The sequence below is a fragment of the Tardiphaga sp. 866_E4_N1_4 genome (genome assembly GCF_052076075.1).
GTDB classification, from domain to species: domain Bacteria; phylum Pseudomonadota; class Alphaproteobacteria; order Rhizobiales; family Xanthobacteraceae; genus Tardiphaga; species Tardiphaga robiniae.
In genome coordinates this window covers 855748-870608 of the sequence record NZ_CP197242.1, presented here as the reverse complement: position 1 = coordinate 870608, position 14861 = coordinate 855748, and the positions used below count along the sequence as shown (strand labels likewise).

Genomic DNA, 14861 nt, shown 5'->3' with positions numbered 1-14861 from the left:
GTTGGCGATTTGATCGTCGCAATGATCAGCGGACGAAGACAATTTCTATTGAGCTAGATCAAGCATTTCCTGATTGAGCCCCTCAACATATGCACAAAACATCATCGGGAGGAGACCGTCATGACCGGTAGAGCTGCCATGAAACGTTGCCTCGTCAGCCTGATCCTGTTGCTGGTTGGCACTGCAATTGCGGTTGCGCAACCCTTCACACGCCGGTCGTCGCAAGTGCAACATGATGGGCTGAAAAACTACTATGAGGTGCCAAACTTCAGGTTGGGCGGTAAGTATGATCTGAACGATCCGACCAAGTGGGAGAACGGCGGAGAGGGCGGGGTCACGCTGGAGTCGCTCGGTGGCGGACAATTGCGCACCGCGTACGTCGCGATTGGGAATGCGCGCCGCAATGCGGCCGGCGAGATCACCAACGCCGTTGTCATCAATTCCTATTATTCCGGTGACTCCACTGACATGTATGAGCAATGGGTCAAGGGGGCTGCCCTGTCGGGCGGCGTGCCGACTATTGGTCCGGGTCGACCGATCGATACCGACCGGTACTATGTTATTATGGTCGATCCGCTGGGGACCTGGGGTGCTAGTAAGCCATCAGACGGTCTAGGCATCAAATTTCCGCAATACAGCTATTTTGATATGGTGCAGGCTAACTACCGCATGTTGCGTGATCACCTGAAGGTCGCGCGCGTGGCGCTTGTTGCTGGCGTCTCGATGGGCGGCACGCAGACCTACGTTTGGGGTGTGCTGCATCCAGAGTATATCGGCGCACTTATGCCGATCGGCGGAACGACCCAGTCCGACGCCGAGGACCCCGTCGGCAATTGGACTTTTCAGTTGATGACGGCCGCGATCCAATCTGATCCGGTATGGCAATCCACCAAAGGTGATTACTACACGCTTCCCAAGGAGAAGCACCCCTTGCCGGGCATGGCCTTCGGCTGGTCGGTGCTCGGCCTGACCGGATATGATTTCGGCTTCAGGACTACTCAGAGTTTCGCATCGGTACAGCCCGAGGTCTTCTATTGGGATCCACCGAACGAGAAGGCCGGTCTCAGTGTCAACAATCGCTCCAAGATGTATGATGCGGTCGACCTTGTCTGGCGCAATCGAGTTGGTGAAACCTACAACGTCAATCCGTACCTCGGCCGAATTCAGGCGCGCACATTGGTGATGCACATCACCAATGATCTCTGGCTGAACTTCAAGCTCGCCCAGCGCGCCGTCGATCGCGTGCCGGGCGCGGACCTCATTTCCGAGGAGAGTCCGGTCGCACACTACGGCGTGTTCCCGATTATCAACAATCGCAAGAACGATCCGAAGTTCGTGGCTTTCATGGACGACGTGGCGAGCCTTGATCGGGCGCAGAAGTTCGTCGACAAGAATTATCGTGTTCCTGGTGTTGCCGAGAATGTGGATAAGACAAAATCATTCTGGAAAGATCATGTGACCTATCCTTATCCGGTCAAATACGCGACCGCGAAGGACAAGCGTGGAACGCCCTGGCAGATCGGCTACATGGACGAATATGCTGGGACCGACAAGGAACCGAAAGTTCTTGTCGTCATTCACGGGAAGGGCGCGTTTGGCGGGCACTACGGCAATATCATGCAGTATGCGCTGCGCAGCGGACTGCGCGTGATCGTTCCGGATTTACCTCATTACGGCATGTCAGGGCCCGGCAATCTAGATAAGAGCCCGGCGCGGACCATGCAGGACATGCGCGAGGTGATTTACGATCTCGTTGTCAATCAGCTCGGCGTCAAAAAGGCGCATTACCTTGGACACTCGCTTGGTGGTCAGTTTGTGATGGGTTACGCGCTCACTTGGCCGGATGCAGTGCAGGGCCTTGCGCTTGAAGCGCCGTCTGGCCTTGAGGAGTATCCGCGCGACATCATGATCGCCAAGGACAAGAAAGCGCGCTTGTTCGATGAGGCCTTCGGCCGCGATTTCGACAAGTGGAAGCAGAGCTGGGAGCAGACCGGAATTCTCAAAGCGGAAATGGGGCGATCTGAGCCGAACATCCGCGACTTCTTTTACTTCAAGAAACGTGACCCTGAGACCGGCGTGGTGTCGGCTGCCAAGAGCGGATACTTCTTTAGCGACAGCGAATATGCCCGCTTCCATACGGAGCAGCGTGTTGCGTTAACGAAGGGAAATCCCAAGGAGCTCGAGCAGTGGTGTAACGTCTTCATCTTCGACGTCTACACGATCGGGGCGGAGTTGCAGCAGGACGATCCGAAGAACCTTTACGATCGGCTGACGGAGATCAAGGCGCCGATCTTCCTCGCGTTCGGGGACAAGGAGCCATTTATCCCGACGCCTGCTTTTAACGGGCTAACCGACCTGGGACGTGACGTCATTACGCCGTTCATGTCGCGCATGACCAATGCCGGTAACCGGCCGATGCTTAAAATCTATCCGGAGACCGGACACTTCATCCATACGGACAATCCAGTTGAATACTCCGCAGACGTGGTCGATTTTGTAACGAAGGGAACCGCCGACACCAGTTCACCACTCGGCACTGACCGTATGATCAGGGGAGCTGTCGCGTCAGCCGTCCCTTTAGCACCGACGCCGCCCGGAGCTGCGCCGACTGCCGGCCTGAACAAGTAGGGTGATACATGCCAAGAGTGCGGGCAGGTGAGGTCTCTCTGGGCTGGCGGGAGTGGGGACGAGGCGACGTTAGCGTCGTCTTCGTTCACGGCAACCTCGCCAGCAAGGATTGGATCGAAATCGCCGCACCACTGTTTCCTTCTGGACTGCGCGTGATTGGAATCGACTGGCGCGGTTGTGGCGACAGCGACCAGCCGGAACCTGCAGCCGACTATAGCAACTACTCCATGCAGCAGCACGCGGAGGATATTAGCCGCGATCGACGCTCTGGACGTCAAATTCTGCCATCTTGCTACGCACTCAACGGGCGGCATCATTGCCGCGCGTATGTTGTTGATGCAACCGGAGCGCTTTGGGAGCGTATTCTCCCTCGATCCAGTTTCACCGCTCGGTATGGCCTTCAACGCCGATCAGATCGGCGTTTTTCGGGCGATGATGGCAAGCAAGCAAGTCACGCGGACGGTAATGGCCAGCGCGGCGTCCTCGCTATTCTTGCCAGATAGCTTGGCGCCAAATGCGATCCCACGTTTTCGCGAAGGGCTCGGGGAAATTCAGGCCCTGTTTGAACGCATCATCGAACAGACCTTCGGCGTTTCTGAAGGGATCTGGATCGGCACGCCGCTAAATCTTACCCGCGAGCGAGAAATTGGAGAACTCAAACGCCGCATGCCGGATATCCGGCATCCCCATCTGGTGTTGTGGGGGGAACAGGATGGCTGGATTCCGCCAGCCGATCTCCGGGCGATGACTGCGGTAATGCCAGATTGCCGGCTCGTGGTTGTGCCCGGTATCGGGCATTCGATGAATCTTGAACTACCCGCGCTCTACGCAGGCTATTTCGGCGCATGGTTCGGAGGGCGTTCGAAATAGCAGGGATCTGGGCAGGCAATGGCAATTCAGCTCCTCGTCGGCACGATCGTTACCGTGATCACCATCATGGTTCATGCGCTGGTCACCGTTGGTGCGGTGGGCATCGCCCGCTCAGCAGGGCTACGGCACACCACGCGACCGAGACTTCACCTGATGGCCGTGATGGTTGGGGTTGCTGCCGTGCTGATGATTGCACATACGCTGGAAATGCTCGCTTGGGCGCTGGCCTATGCAATAGTCGGCGCTGCCCCAGACGACAGCGACCTTCTTTATTTCGCATTCGTAAATTACACCACCCTCGGCTACGGCGATATAACGCCGGTGCAAGCGTGGCGGCTGATCGGGCCGATGACCGCCATGAATGGCATTCTGATGTTTGGTTGGTCGACTGCGGTCCTCTTCGAAGTGTTGCGTAAGACGCTGGATCATCTTGCCGCGATCGGTGCGCGCGGCTTCAGCCCTGTAGATCCAGACTAGCGAGTCTGCTTCGGTCCAAGAGTACAATCTGACGCTGAGTGTTGCCGATGAAACCGAGAGTCCTCAGTTCGTGCAATCGCGACAGTACGCGGGAAACAGTTTCCAGCGTTAGGCCCAGGTAGTCGGCGATATCGCGGCGTGACATCGGCAGGGCCATAGTGCCCGCGGCAGACAACCGCTTGTCCATCTCAAGCAGGAAGGCCGCGACCCGCTCCAGCGAGGTCTTGCGGCCAAGCAGAAGCATGTGATCCTCCGCGTGTTGCAGATTGCTTGTGGTCATACTGAGCAAGTTGCGCGCGACCATGGCGTCGCTTTCAGCCACGATCTCTAAACTTTGTCGCTTAATGAGGCGAACAGTGGTGTCTACAATCGCTTCCGCAGTGAACCGATGCTCGCCACCGTTCTCAAGGCCGAAGATGTCTCCGGCGAGGTGAAATGCGCCGATCTGACGGCGGCCGTCGGAGAGCAGTTTGTAGCTTCGCACGGCACCGGATTTCACCTGATATACGTACTCTGCAGGCTCTTTCTCCCCGTAGATCTCGGTGCTCTTTTTGTAAGTAAACTCATTCAAGCTGACGATGGGATTCGAGTCGCTGGCCATGCCGAACTCACGGAGGGAATTGGGGCGAGGCGTCGGATTCGTAGTCGTGCGAGCAAACATGGGTCAACTCCCCTCACCAAATGATCGCCAGAGCAACGTTGCATTGCAGGGAAGTGTTGAGCTTTTCGCTTCCTCTAGAGCTGATCTAAGACTAGGGTGCAACCTTAGGCTATTGGTCCAAAGGTCATTGTCCCAAAGTACAATGCGCGAGGCCTTACGTCGCCAAGGGCATTACGCTTGGAATGAATCATTTGAGCGGATGGACGGCGCACTCGCATGATCGATAGGAGAGAATGCGAAGGTCGGTCGGGCAGGAAATGTCAGAGCTGTGGTTGTCATTAGAGAAACTTGATCTCAGAGGGCAAAATGCCTGGTTTGATCCATGTAGTGGATGACGACGCGTCGTTTAGAGCTGCGATCGAACGTCGGCTCAGGGTGGCCGGGTATGAGGTTGCGGTATATGCTTCGTCACAGCAGTTTCTGGATCGATTGCCAGACGTTAATCCGCGCGCGTGTATCGTGCTGGATGTTCAGATGCCGGCACTTAACGGCCCGCAATTGCAGAGCCGCTTGATCGAGCTAGGCTCGAGTATGCCGATCATCTTCCTTACGGGACATGTCGATACCGCGGTAACGGTGCGAACGATCAAGGCCGGCGCGGAAGACTTCCTGACCAAGCCCGTGACATCACAGCAGTTGATTGATGCGATTGAGCGTGCGCTAGCGCGCCAGGAGTCTACGGGAGGTCAGCAAGAAAAAACCGCCTTATGTCGCCTGCTGGTTTCATCTCTTACGCCACGTGAGCGACAGGTGTTCGATCTAGTGGTACGTGGAAATATCAACAAGCAAATCGCCATAAGTCTGGGAACGACGGAGCGCACGATAAAAGCGCACCGCCATCAGGTAATGGAGAAAATGCGTGTCCTTTCACTCGCAGAACTCGTTTCTATCGCGGAGCGGCTGGGGATGCGCGACCGAGCTTGAATCGCAGCGGCCGCAGCTCTCACTATTCATCGATACCCTGATTAAACATCTGCGTGGGCGGGCCTTCATGAGCGGTGGCGAAGCGACCAAGGGCTAGCGAGGTCGTCAGTCGTAACAGACTGGAATCCACAAACTGCAGATGCAGAATCTGCCCCTGTGCCATACGTTTTACCAAGCTTGGTTCGGCGATAGTTCCTGCGATGCAGGCATTGGTCAGACACCAGGTGTACGGAACTCTGTAAGTCACGCCTTGATCGATCGTGAGTTCAACCGGCTTTTGCAGGTACATACCTACGGGGGAGAATATTTGTATCCGCTTGGCGGCATCGCCTTCGCGTTCGATGATGTCCAGCCGAACCGCCATTTGACCGGTCGGGAAAGTACCGGTGATCGATGTGCGACAAAGTGGTTTTGCCCCGCCAGGCTTGAAGCAGACTTTGCTCCAGTCCCCGAAGGTGATGTCCTTCACTGGGCGCTGACCGCGGGAGCGAACTTCCCCATCAGGAGCGGTGGCCGCCGGGTCTTGTTGGGATACTGCGGGTTTGTTGAACGTGAGGCTCGCCAGCGCCGCAAGTAGGAGCGCTCGGAAGGGGTTCAACGGATGCTTGCGTTGTGGTTTATTGGGATCGGAATATGTCACAGCTGACCTCCGGTCTTGGTCTCATTTCTGGTCATCCAAAAACTTCGCTACAATTGGCGACCAAATCGGGATAGCTTCCGGCGATCCGATGAGAAAGTGCCCCTCATCACCAAAAGGCGGTATCAAGCGGTACTCTGCTTTACCGCCGGCGGCCGTGAAGGCCTCGTGCATACGTTTCGACAGTGCTGGTCCGAAGAACGTATCGTTTTCGATGTAGATCCACAGCATTGGCATGCGTGATGTGCGGCCGAAATCTGCCGTCGCTTCGATGAGCCTGTCCGGCGCGCAGTTGTTGTTTGGCTTGCCGTCGACGCGGCCACCGCGGCCGGCGGCGAAAGTAATGATCGCTTTAACCTGTGGTGGATTTACGCTCGATAGCGCAATGGATGCCCAACCTCCGGCGGATTGTCCAACGACGATGACATCGTTCGGCACGATGCGGTTTTCTGCGATCAAATAGTCAATAATCCAGAGGTTAACTTTTGCGACTGCAAGCCCGGCGTCGTGGAAGTTTGGATTTTCGCATTTTCCGATCTTGGAGAAGAAAGGGCCGTAGATGGCACGCTCGGGAATGTCGATGGCGGATGCCCCATATCCGGTGCCGACCGGCGCCACCACCAGATAACCGCGCCTCGCAAACCATTTGGCCGCATCGCGGAATTCAACCAGGGGAAAGAAGCCGCGGTCAGTCGGATTGAGCGAGACGCCGTGGTTCATGATAACCAGCGGGAAGGGGCCGTTGCCTATCGGGCGCACCAGATAGGCAAACATCGGCAACGGCAGCGGCAGCACCCAGAGCTCTTCCTGGATGCGCGCAGCGTCGGGCTTGTCGGCCGCTTGCATCGGCGCGGCAGGGGCCATGGATATAAGAAGCGCCGCCGTGACGAACGCGTGAATGGCATGCATGGTGGGTGCCTTTCCGGATCGCCTCATGTCGCGATCCGACAGCCAAAATTCTGAAGGCAGTTGATTCAGATCAATCCTCATTGCCGGAGCCAGCGCCTGTTGGCCCGATGAGCTCGAATATTTCTGCGATACGTGTGGTTAATGTGCCGACGCGCCGCGAAGAAACCCTGATGGTCGCGTTGCTGCTGGGCTTCGCAGGCGGCTATCTCGATGCCTATACGTGGATTACGCATGGCGTTCTGGCGAATGCGCAGACCGCCAACTTGGTATTCTTATGGGTAAAAGCGACGGCCGGGAAGTGGACGGAGGCATTTCACTTCGTGCCATCGCTCTTCGCTTTCGTCGTCGGCGTGGTGATCGCCTCATGGCTGCGGCGTGCAGTCGGTGATCGAGTCGGCCCGATCAGCATTCTCGTAGAAGCTGGCGTTCTGATCCTTGTCGGTGTGCTGCACAATCGCGTGCCTGACGTTGCGGGCACGCTGGGCGTCTCGATGGTGGCCGCAATGCAGACTTCGATTTTCACCAAGGTTGAGGGTTCAAACTACAGCTCTGTGATGATCACAGGAAACTTTCGCCAGGCGATTGAGGGAGCGGTCGCACTGGTTGCTGGAGATATCCAGGTCGGTCTGTTGCGTAAGTCCCGTATATTCATGGGGGTTTGCGCCGCATTTGGCACAGGCGCCGCTGTCGGTGCTTTCATTACAGAGCGGGCGCCAGCACTCACTCTAACCGTTCCTGTCGGTGCGTTGCTGCTGGTTCTTCTATGCTGCGGCGGATTCCGCGGCATGATGCGGGATCGCGTTGATCGAAGGGAGCAGGCATGAGGTCGCACGGGATCTTTCCGCCGACGCGCTGGCTTGCCGAATATCGCGCTGACTGGCTTCGCTGTGACATGATCGCTGGCGTCACGCTGGCCGCCTATGCGATCCCGGTGTCGTTGGCCTATGCTGCGCTCGCCGGCATGCCGCCCCAGATCGGGATCTATGGCTACATGCTGGGCGGCATTGGCTATGCCTTGTTGGGCTCTTCGCGGCAACTTGCTGTCGGCCCGACTTCGGCGATTTCGCTGATGATCGCCGCTTCGGTCGGGGGTCTAGCGGCAGGCGATGCGCTTCGCTATGCGCAGATTGCGAGTGTAGCAGCCCTTGGCGTTGCGGCTCTCTGCCTGATTGCCTGGATCTTTCGACTAAGCATGCTGGTACGCTTGATCAGCGACACCATTCTGGTTGGCTTCAAGGCTGGCGCGGGTCTCACCATTATCATGACGCAGCTGCCGAGCCTATTTGGCGTTGCTGGTGGCGGGCGAAATTTCTTCGATCGCCTTGTCGTGCTTGTTGGGCAGCTCGGTGGTGTTCACTGGATCGTGCTTGCGATCGGACTTGTTGCGATCATGCTGCTCCAGGGCGAGCGTCTATTGCCCGGCAGACCGGTAGGACTTGCAGTCGTCATCCTATCGATCGTTGTCGCGACAGCGCTCGGCTTGCCGGCGCTTGGCATTCCCGTCACCGGCGAAATTCCGAAGGGCTTGCCGAGCATTGCCATGCCGACCTTCGGGCTTCTTGAGTTCGATGAACTATTTCCTCTCGCTGCCGGCATCATGTTGCTCGCCTATGTCGAAGGCGTCGCAGGTGCGCGAAGTTTTGCGGCGAGGCACGACTATCCCATCGACGTGCGGCAGGAGTTTCTGGGGTTGGGCGCCGCCAATCTGGCGGTAGCGCTCGGCCATGGTTACCCTGTTGCGGGAGGCTTGTCACAATCCGCCGTTAATGATCAGGCCGGCGCGAAAACGCCGCTCGCTCTGATCATTTGTTCAGCCACGTTGGGGATCTGTCTACTTTTCCTCACGGGGATATTGACCAATCTGCCTAAGGCTGTACTTGCTGCGATCGTTTGCACGGCTGTCTACAAACTAGTTGACATCGCCGCGCTAATGCGGATGTGGCGTATCAGTCGGATCGACTTCTATGCTGCGGCGATCGCCCTTGTCTCCGTGCTGATGCTGGGCATCCTTCAGGGCATCCTGCTGGCTACGCTAGCGTCCATATTTCTGTTACTGGCGCGTGCCTCGCAGCCAAACGTCGCGATTCTCGGGCGCTTAGCAGGAACAGGCCGATATGCCGATAGTGCGCGATACCCTGACGTCGAGCCCCTTGCTGGTGTTCTCGCTTTCCGCCCAGAGGCCTCGTTACTTTACATCAATGCGGAAACGGCGATGGAGAATGTGATGGCAAAGGTTCGCGCATCACCGGACACCAGGGTTGTGGTCTGCGGGCTCTCTTCCTCACCCTTTATCGATCTTGCGGGCGTGAAAATGCTTCACGACCTCCATGGCGAACTTGTCTCGCGCGGCATCGCTTTTCAGATCGTCGGCGCCCGCGGGCAAGTCCGAGATGTTTTGCAGGCTGATGGCCTCGCGGAGAAGACCGACAGCGCCAACTGGACCCGAAGGATGGATAGTGTACTCGACGATCTGAGGAAAGGTTGACCGTGTTGCCGTGCCAAGCGGAGCGTCGTTCACAACATCACGTTGCATTGACTTGGATCAACAGGCGCCACTGGGAACGGCTTTAGCATTGGCTACACGCCATCAGCATCCTGGATTTGTTACATGTCCAAGGACGGCAACGCCGCAACAACCGATCTGCTGACATTGGCCGCGGGAACGATATCGGCTTCCTCGGCACGAGATCCAGAGTTCGGTACCGAAGATGGCTTCCCGGTCGGCCATGCCATGTCCGGCCTACTTTTCACCGTGTTCGGATAGTTCGCGATGATCTTGGCCCAAGAAGTCAGTTTCACAACCAGAAGGGAATGAACCATGCGAAAATTTAGCGTCTTTGTCGTTGCAGTCGCGGTGCTTGCTGGGGTCGTCGGCTTCGCCACGCCATCAAGCGCGGATATGGGCCAGGTTGCTGTGATATTTACCAAGGGTGGCTTTATTGTCGGGGTCGGCGGCGGTGAGGGCGTGTTGAGGTACCGCGGAAAAGCCTATCCCTTTACCGTCTCGGGCATGAGCGTGGGTTTCACGATTGGTGCATCTACCACCAAGCTCATCGGTCGCGCGATCAATTTGAAGGGGCCCACATCAATTGAAGGCACCTATGGAGTGGTCGGAGCGGGTGGGGCGGTGGTGGGTGGCGCTGGAGGCGTGCAATTGCAGAATGGCAATGGCGTGATCCTGCAGCTCAGCGGCCCCAAAGTTGGCGCTGAACTATCCGCCGCTGTTGGCGGCGTGACGATACGGTTGAAGTAAGCCGGCGTCGAACGGGGCTGCGCACTGCGCGGCCTCGTTTCTTTTAGTAACGATTTTCGACGAACTTCATCCGACGGAGGCTGACCTGATCGTTGTAGCGGCCCTTGTTGGAACGCTTCGACATCCTAATCTTCTTTCGCGCAATCTTCTTGTATGGGATCGTCTTGAGGATATGCGATATAATGTTGAGCCGAGCCCGCCGCTTGTCGTCGGAGCGGACCAATCGCCATGGCGCATGCCTTGTATCGGTCGCCTTGAACATCACGTCGCGCGCTCGGGAATAGTCATACCAGCGCCCAAATGACTCGGTGTCCATCGGGCTTAACTTCCATTGACGGAGAGGATCCTCGATGCGTGCCTTGAAGCGCAGCTCCTGCTCCTTCATACCGACTTCAAGCCACAGCTTGATTAGGATGATCCCAGCATCCACAGCGAATTTCTCGACCAGCGGGCACAATTCCAAGAAGCGTTTGTGTTCAGCGGGGCTGCAGAAGCCCATCACATACTCGACGCCAGCGCGGTTGTACCAGCTTCGGTCGAAGATCACGATCTCGCCACTTGCCGGGAACTGCTCGATGTAGCGTTGAAGGAATAGCTGAGACTTTTGGCGGTCAGACGGTGCTGGCAGGGCGCAGACGCGGAAGACCCGCGGACTCACCTTTTCGGTGAGGGCTTTGATGGCGCCCCCCTTGCCAGCGGCATCGCGTCCTTCGAACAGAACGATGACTTTTAAATTATTGGCTTTAACCCAGTCCTGCAAATGGCAGAGTTCGACCTGAAGCTTTCCCAGCTCCTTCTCGTAGTCCTTGCGCTTTAATCGCTCCCTTGGCACGTCAGCTGACATCTTACAGCTCCAGCATGAATCCGATGCGAACCACGTTCAATCTCCCCAAGAAATTGTGATGGCAATGTCGCCGGGTATTCCTCCCGGATAATCGATGGTCTGGTAACCGATGCGATAGCCACGTGGCTGCAAATAGTCGCTCCAAAGCTGAAATATCTCACTTGGAATTCCCGTTAGTGTTTTCTCCCATCCCTTTTCTTGCTGATTGATCGCGCGACCCTTGTCGGTGCACAGCGAATTGGGAAAGCGATAGACCTGAACTTCCGTCAAACCGTTTCGTACCGCCCGCTGGATTATGGTCGACGCAAGCTGGACCTTTTCGGCTTCGCTCTTGCCGGACGGTTGGCTGAGCCGCTCGATCAGCGCGCGCTTCTCGGCCTCAGCCGCCGCGGCAAGACGTGCGTACTTTTCCACCGCCTCGGCCTCCTTGAGGGCGGCCTCTTTACGGATCTGCGTGGCGTTGGGAATGAGATCATCGATGCTACGAGACATGATTGATGGCTCCTGGTGATTGTCGGCTTCGGCGCTGCCACAAGGTTATGTACGGCCGATCGTGTTTTATTGATCCAAATCAAGCAAACCGCACCGTGGGGAGGCACGGTACAGCGTATGGCTGCGGAGCGCCCAGGCGTCCGGAAGGGAGAGAATACTTGAGCGAACAGTTGCACGCCGCAGCTCCTCATCATCTGCCATTCTTCGTTCCCGGTGCCGACGGAGCGGATACCCTGATGGTAGTGATGGGCGTTTTTCTCGTAGCGACGCTGCTATGGGCGGGTACGCTATACTGGAAACTGCACAGCCTGCCCGAACGCATGGCGCACAAAAGCCAGAAACTGCAGATGGAGATCGTCGCTGTCCTCGGTCTGATCTCGCTGTTCACTCACATGCATATTTTTTGGATCGCGGGCTTGTTGCTCGCCATGATCGACCTGCCGGATTTCGGTACGCCGATGCGCAGCATTGCGGATTCCGTGGAGCGAATCGCAAATGCGACGCCGGGCACGCTTTCCGCTGAAGCCAAGGTTGAGTCTGTAACTGGCCCCAAGGCCGATGTTCAGCCCTCGATAAGACAAGGGGTGCATGACCATGCTTGAACTCATGATCTGTTCGCTGGTTACCATCCTTCCCGATTATCTCTATCGCCGCTATCGGCAGGGAAAACGGTTCGGCAAAGAGATTACTTTCTTCTCTGTCTGGTATGAACTGAGATGGGGGATCACCGGCTGCCTGATGCTGACGCTCGGGCTAATCACGATGATCTTCTATTTTCATCCGTCCACAACGTCGGCGGCCATCTACTTCCGGACGGTACCAATTCTCCCTGAAGGCTCGGGCCGTGTCGCGGAGGTGAATGTCGGATTCACGGCTGATGTTAAAAAGGGCGACGTTCTTTTCCGGCTGGATAGTTCGAAGCAGGACGCAGCGCTGGAGACCGCCAAGCGAAAGATCGCCGAGGTCGAGGCATCCCTCGTCTCGGCGCGAACCGACATTGCTAAGGCGGACGCCCAGATCGGAGAAGCGAGAGCATCTCACCAGCAGGCCAAGGATGAGCTGGAGGTCAAGACCGAACTGCAACGTCGGAATCCCGGGATCGTGCCGCAGCGCGATATCGAGAAGCTGCAAGTGCTGGTCGATCAGCGGCAGTCCGGTATCGATGTGGCGACCGCCACGAGGGAATCTTCGCTACTGCGTGTTTCTACGCTCTTGCCGGCCGAGAGAGCGAGCGCCGAGGCCGCGCAGGCGCAAGCGCAGGTGGATGTCGACAAGACCTATGTGCGTGCCGGCGTCGATGGCCGTGTTGAGCAATTTCTCATTCGCACCGGCGACGTCGTCAATCAACTTATGCGGCCGGCCGGAGTGTTGATACCCGACGGAGCAGGTCGGCGTAGCTTACAGGCCGGATTTGGCCAGATCGAAGCCCAGGTCATGAAGCCGGGCATGGTCGCGGAAGCAACCTGTATCTCGAAGCCGTGGGTCATCATTCCGCTGGTCGTCACAAGCGTGCAGGATTTTATCGCCGCGGGGCAATTCCGTAGCGGCGAGCTGTTGATTGATCCGCAGAACCTGCAAAGACCCGGTTCGATTCTCGTCTTCCTGGAGCCGCTTTACAAAGGCGGCTTGGAGGGAGTCACGCCGGGCAGTGCGTGTATCGTTAATGCGTACACCAGCAACCATGACGTAATTGCCGATCCAAAAACTGGTGCGTTGAAGGGGTTTGCCCTGCATGCCGTAGATGCGACCGGACTTGTGCATGCATTGCTGTTGCGGATCCAGGCGCTGCTGTTGCCAATCAAGACACTGGTATTGAGCGGTCATTGAGAGGAAAGAATATGGCTATGCTTCAAAGATTTGTCGTTATTGCCCTGATTGCGGCTTCCTCAGCAATGTTGTCACCGCGGAGCGCAAAGGCGATCGATCTTGCTGGTGCGTGGGCGACAAGTGCGGACCAATGCAACAAAGTGTTTACCCGCAAGGGGCGTGCGAAACAGATCGCGTTTACGAATTTCTCCGGCGTATACGGCGGCGGCTTCATCGCCGAAGCAGATCGTCTGAGGGGAAAACACGAGATCTGCAAGATCAAGTCGAAGAAGGAAAGTAAGGAAACGATCAACCTGATCGCGGCCTGCGCATCGAGCATTATGCTTTCACACGTCCAGTTCATCCTTAACGTGGTTGATGAAAATACGATCTCTCGAGAGTTTCCGGGAATGGTGGATATGAAAGTGTCCTACCATCGTTGCGATATAGCGGATTAGCATCCGATGATGCGATTGACCTGGATCACAGAAAGTGTGCGCGGGGTGGCTGGATAGAGTTGACCAAGGGAGTTACGCTATGAACGAGAGAGATTCAGTTAACAGTAAGCCAAAACACCTTGTAGATGTGGCGCTGGTCGCTGCCGCCATCGCATTTTCTGCACAGCCGGCCAGTGCGGACGATCCAGCGAAATTGCTTAAGGCGATGGCTGAATACACGGCCGCGCAAAAGTCGATCTCTGCGACATTCGAAAGTGATATCGAGGTCGTGACGCCTGAGCTGGAGAAGATCCAGTTTACGAGTTCCGGAAGAATGCAGCTCTCGCGACCGGACAAGCTTCGGATTAGCCGAACGGGAGGCTATACCGACGTCGACTTTATCTACGACGGAAAGACTGCGTCGATCTATGGCAACAATGCCAAGGCCTATGTGCAGGCCGACCTTGTGGGGTCCATCGATCAGCTTGTCGATCTGATCCAAGCGAAATCGGGCGCTGCGATGCCAGGCACGGACTTGCTGCTTACAAATACCTATGACGTGTTGATGTCCAATGTCGTCCAGGCTCAACACATTGGGCAAGGTATGATCGACGGCGTCGAATGCGAACATCTGGCGTTTCGTGGCGCGGATATCGATTGGCAAATCTGGATCGAGAGTGGAGCACGGCCTGTTCCTCGGAAATATGTGATCACCAGCAAGACGGTGACCGGGGCACCGCAATACACGCTCAGGATCAGGGACTGGAAGAATGACGCCGTCGTGGAGGCCGACACATTTGTATTCAAGCCACCGGCCGGTGCGACGAAGGTCGATCTGGATTCCGGCGCAATGGCAGAGTTCGACGAAATTCCCCCCGGTACGCCATCAGGAGCAAAAAAATGAAATCAGTGCGAAAAGTGAT

At 56.8% G+C, this 14861-nt stretch carries 17 protein-coding genes and 1 pseudogene; 13 read left to right on the top strand and 5 right to left on the bottom strand.

Annotated elements, in window-relative coordinates; genetic code table 11:
• The first annotated feature begins 120 nt into the window (after positions 1–120).
• The 4 genes and pseudogenes from AB8B20_RS04460 to AB8B20_RS04445 all read left to right on the top strand — a co-directional run bounded on the left by AB8B20_RS04460 (position 121) and on the right by AB8B20_RS04445 (position 3975).
• The gene (locus AB8B20_RS04460; RefSeq protein ID WP_439071791.1) at positions 121–2628 is read left to right on the top strand and encodes an alpha/beta hydrolase; all 2508 of its coding nucleotides are present in this window, start codon (positions 121–123) and stop codon (positions 2626–2628) included.
• 8 nt (positions 2629–2636) lie between these two features.
• Positions 2637–2825: pseudogene (locus AB8B20_RS04455) on the top strand (alpha/beta fold hydrolase); the annotation flags it as partial.
• On the top strand, positions 2806–3498 hold the full coding sequence (locus AB8B20_RS04450) for an alpha/beta fold hydrolase (protein WP_439071790.1): 693 nt from the start codon (positions 2806–2808) through the stop codon (positions 3496–3498). The pseudogene AB8B20_RS04455 and the gene AB8B20_RS04450, both read left to right, overlap by 20 nt.
• 18 nt (positions 3499–3516) lie before the next feature.
• Entirely contained in the window at positions 3517–3975 is a 459-nt protein-coding gene (locus tag AB8B20_RS04445) for a potassium channel family protein (protein WP_089264203.1), read from the top strand.
• On the opposite strand, the gene AB8B20_RS04440 is transcribed toward AB8B20_RS04445, so the two are convergent.
• Positions 3953–4636 carry a helix-turn-helix domain-containing protein gene (locus AB8B20_RS04440; protein WP_120289518.1) on the bottom strand — a complete coding sequence of 228 codons (684 nt, stop codon included), beginning with the start codon at positions 4634–4636 and terminating at the stop codon, positions 3953–3955. The genes AB8B20_RS04445 and AB8B20_RS04440 overlap by 23 nt on opposite strands.
• Before the next feature lie 306 nt (positions 4637–4942).
• Here AB8B20_RS04440 and AB8B20_RS04435 point away from each other — a divergent pair, with 306 nt between their 5' ends.
• Complete coding sequence (locus tag AB8B20_RS04435; RefSeq protein ID WP_120289520.1) at positions 4943–5560, top strand: response regulator; 618 nt, start codon at positions 4943–4945, stop codon at positions 5558–5560.
• Positions 5561–5582: 22 nt separating this feature from the next.
• Here AB8B20_RS04435 and AB8B20_RS04430 read toward each other — a convergent pair whose 3' ends face one another.
• Positions 5583–6200 carry an invasion associated locus B family protein gene (locus AB8B20_RS04430; RefSeq protein ID WP_439071789.1) on the bottom strand — a complete coding sequence of 206 codons (618 nt, stop codon included), beginning with the start codon at positions 6198–6200 and terminating at the stop codon, positions 5583–5585.
• Positions 6201–6221: 21 nt separating this feature from the next.
• A complete protein-coding gene (locus AB8B20_RS04425; RefSeq protein WP_439060489.1) occupies positions 6222–7061 on the bottom strand; it encodes an alpha/beta hydrolase family protein in 840 nt (279 codons plus the stop codon).
• Between the two features lie 152 nt (positions 7062–7213).
• Between AB8B20_RS04425 and AB8B20_RS04420 the strand changes: the two genes are divergently transcribed.
• The 4 genes from AB8B20_RS04420 (at position 7214) to AB8B20_RS04405 (ending at position 10359) form a co-directional block, all read left to right on the top strand.
• Positions 7214–7930: a YoaK family protein gene (locus tag AB8B20_RS04420; protein ID WP_120289526.1), complete on the top strand. Its 717-nt coding sequence runs from the start codon at positions 7214–7216 to the stop codon at positions 7928–7930.
• A 68-nt stretch (positions 7931–7998) separates the two neighbouring features.
• Positions 7999–9591: a SulP family inorganic anion transporter gene (locus AB8B20_RS04415; protein WP_439071788.1), complete on the top strand. Its 1593-nt coding sequence runs from the start codon at positions 7999–8001 to the stop codon at positions 9589–9591.
• Between the two features lie 123 nt (positions 9592–9714).
• Positions 9715–9870: a hypothetical protein gene (locus AB8B20_RS04410; RefSeq protein WP_158596792.1), complete on the top strand. Its 156-nt coding sequence runs from the start codon at positions 9715–9717 to the stop codon at positions 9868–9870.
• Positions 9871–9924: 54 nt separating this feature from the next.
• On the top strand, positions 9925–10359 hold the full coding sequence (locus tag AB8B20_RS04405; RefSeq protein WP_120289530.1) for a hypothetical protein: 435 nt from the start codon (positions 9925–9927) through the stop codon (positions 10357–10359).
• Between the two features lie 43 nt (positions 10360–10402).
• Here the strand turns inward: AB8B20_RS04405 and ppk2 are convergent, their stop codons facing one another.
• Together ppk2 and AB8B20_RS04395 are read right to left on the bottom strand one after the other, a co-directional pair.
• Positions 10403–11203 (bottom strand): polyphosphate kinase 2, encoded by an 801-nt coding sequence (ppk2, locus tag AB8B20_RS04400; protein ID WP_120289532.1) that lies wholly within the window; start codon positions 11201–11203, stop codon positions 10403–10405.
• 36 nt (positions 11204–11239) lie between these two features.
• On the bottom strand, positions 11240–11695 hold the full coding sequence (locus AB8B20_RS04395) for a hypothetical protein (protein WP_089264212.1): 456 nt from the start codon (positions 11693–11695) through the stop codon (positions 11240–11242).
• A 158-nt stretch (positions 11696–11853) separates the two neighbouring features.
• On the opposite strand from AB8B20_RS04395, the gene AB8B20_RS04390 reads away from it, so the two are divergent.
• The 4 genes from AB8B20_RS04390 (at position 11854) to AB8B20_RS04375 (ending at position 14842) form a co-directional block, all read left to right on the top strand.
• Complete coding sequence (locus AB8B20_RS04390; protein WP_120289534.1) at positions 11854–12297, top strand: hypothetical protein; 444 nt, start codon at positions 11854–11856, stop codon at positions 12295–12297.
• Positions 12290–13522, top strand: a complete 1233-nt coding sequence (locus AB8B20_RS04385; protein WP_120290304.1) for a biotin/lipoyl-binding protein — start codon at positions 12290–12292, stop codon at positions 13520–13522. The genes AB8B20_RS04390 and AB8B20_RS04385 overlap by 8 nt, the downstream gene beginning before the upstream one ends.
• An 11-nt stretch (positions 13523–13533) precedes the next feature.
• Positions 13534–13959 carry a hypothetical protein gene (locus AB8B20_RS04380; protein WP_439071787.1) on the top strand — a complete coding sequence of 142 codons (426 nt, stop codon included), beginning with the start codon at positions 13534–13536 and terminating at the stop codon, positions 13957–13959.
• A gap of 79 nt (positions 13960–14038) precedes the next feature.
• Positions 14039–14842 carry a DUF2092 domain-containing protein gene (locus tag AB8B20_RS04375; RefSeq protein ID WP_439071786.1) on the top strand — a complete coding sequence of 268 codons (804 nt, stop codon included), beginning with the start codon at positions 14039–14041 and terminating at the stop codon, positions 14840–14842.
• Positions 14843–14861: the final 19 nt, after the last annotated feature.

Excerpts from the sequence above, each read along its gene's own strand:
- AB8B20_RS04405 (WP_120289530.1), top strand. The coding sequence starts at position 9,925 with ATGCGAAAATTTAGCGTCTTTGTCGTTGCAGTCGCGGTGCTTGCTGGG.
- AB8B20_RS04385 (WP_120290304.1), top strand. The coding sequence starts at position 12,290 with ATGCTTGAACTCATGATCTGTTCGCTGGTTACCATCCTTCCCGATTAT.
- AB8B20_RS04415 (WP_439071788.1), top strand. The coding sequence starts at position 7,999 with ATGATCGCTGGCGTCACGCTGGCCGCCTATGCGATCCCGGTGTCGTTG.
- AB8B20_RS04445 (WP_089264203.1), top strand. The coding sequence starts at position 3,517 with ATGGCAATTCAGCTCCTCGTCGGCACGATCGTTACCGTGATCACCATC.
- AB8B20_RS04410 (WP_158596792.1), top strand. The coding sequence starts at position 9,715 with ATGTCCAAGGACGGCAACGCCGCAACAACCGATCTGCTGACATTGGCC.
- AB8B20_RS04395 (WP_089264212.1), bottom strand. The coding sequence starts at position 11,695 with ATGTCTCGTAGCATCGATGATCTCATTCCCAACGCCACGCAGATCCGT.
- AB8B20_RS04440 (WP_120289518.1), bottom strand. The coding sequence starts at position 4,636 with ATGTTTGCTCGCACGACTACGAATCCGACGCCTCGCCCCAATTCCCTC.
- AB8B20_RS04375 (WP_439071786.1), top strand. The coding sequence starts at position 14,039 with ATGAACGAGAGAGATTCAGTTAACAGTAAGCCAAAACACCTTGTAGAT.
- AB8B20_RS04425 (WP_439060489.1), bottom strand. The coding sequence starts at position 7,061 with ATGGCCCCTGCCGCGCCGATGCAAGCGGCCGACAAGCCCGACGCTGCG.
- AB8B20_RS04435 (WP_120289520.1), top strand. The coding sequence starts at position 4,943 with ATGCCTGGTTTGATCCATGTAGTGGATGACGACGCGTCGTTTAGAGCT.
- ppk2 (WP_120289532.1), bottom strand. The coding sequence starts at position 11,203 with ATGTCAGCTGACGTGCCAAGGGAGCGATTAAAGCGCAAGGACTACGAG.
- AB8B20_RS04420 (WP_120289526.1), top strand. The coding sequence starts at position 7,214 with ATGAGCTCGAATATTTCTGCGATACGTGTGGTTAATGTGCCGACGCGC.
- AB8B20_RS04380 (WP_439071787.1), top strand. The coding sequence starts at position 13,534 with ATGGCTATGCTTCAAAGATTTGTCGTTATTGCCCTGATTGCGGCTTCC.
- AB8B20_RS04460 (WP_439071791.1), top strand. The coding sequence starts at position 121 with ATGACCGGTAGAGCTGCCATGAAACGTTGCCTCGTCAGCCTGATCCTG.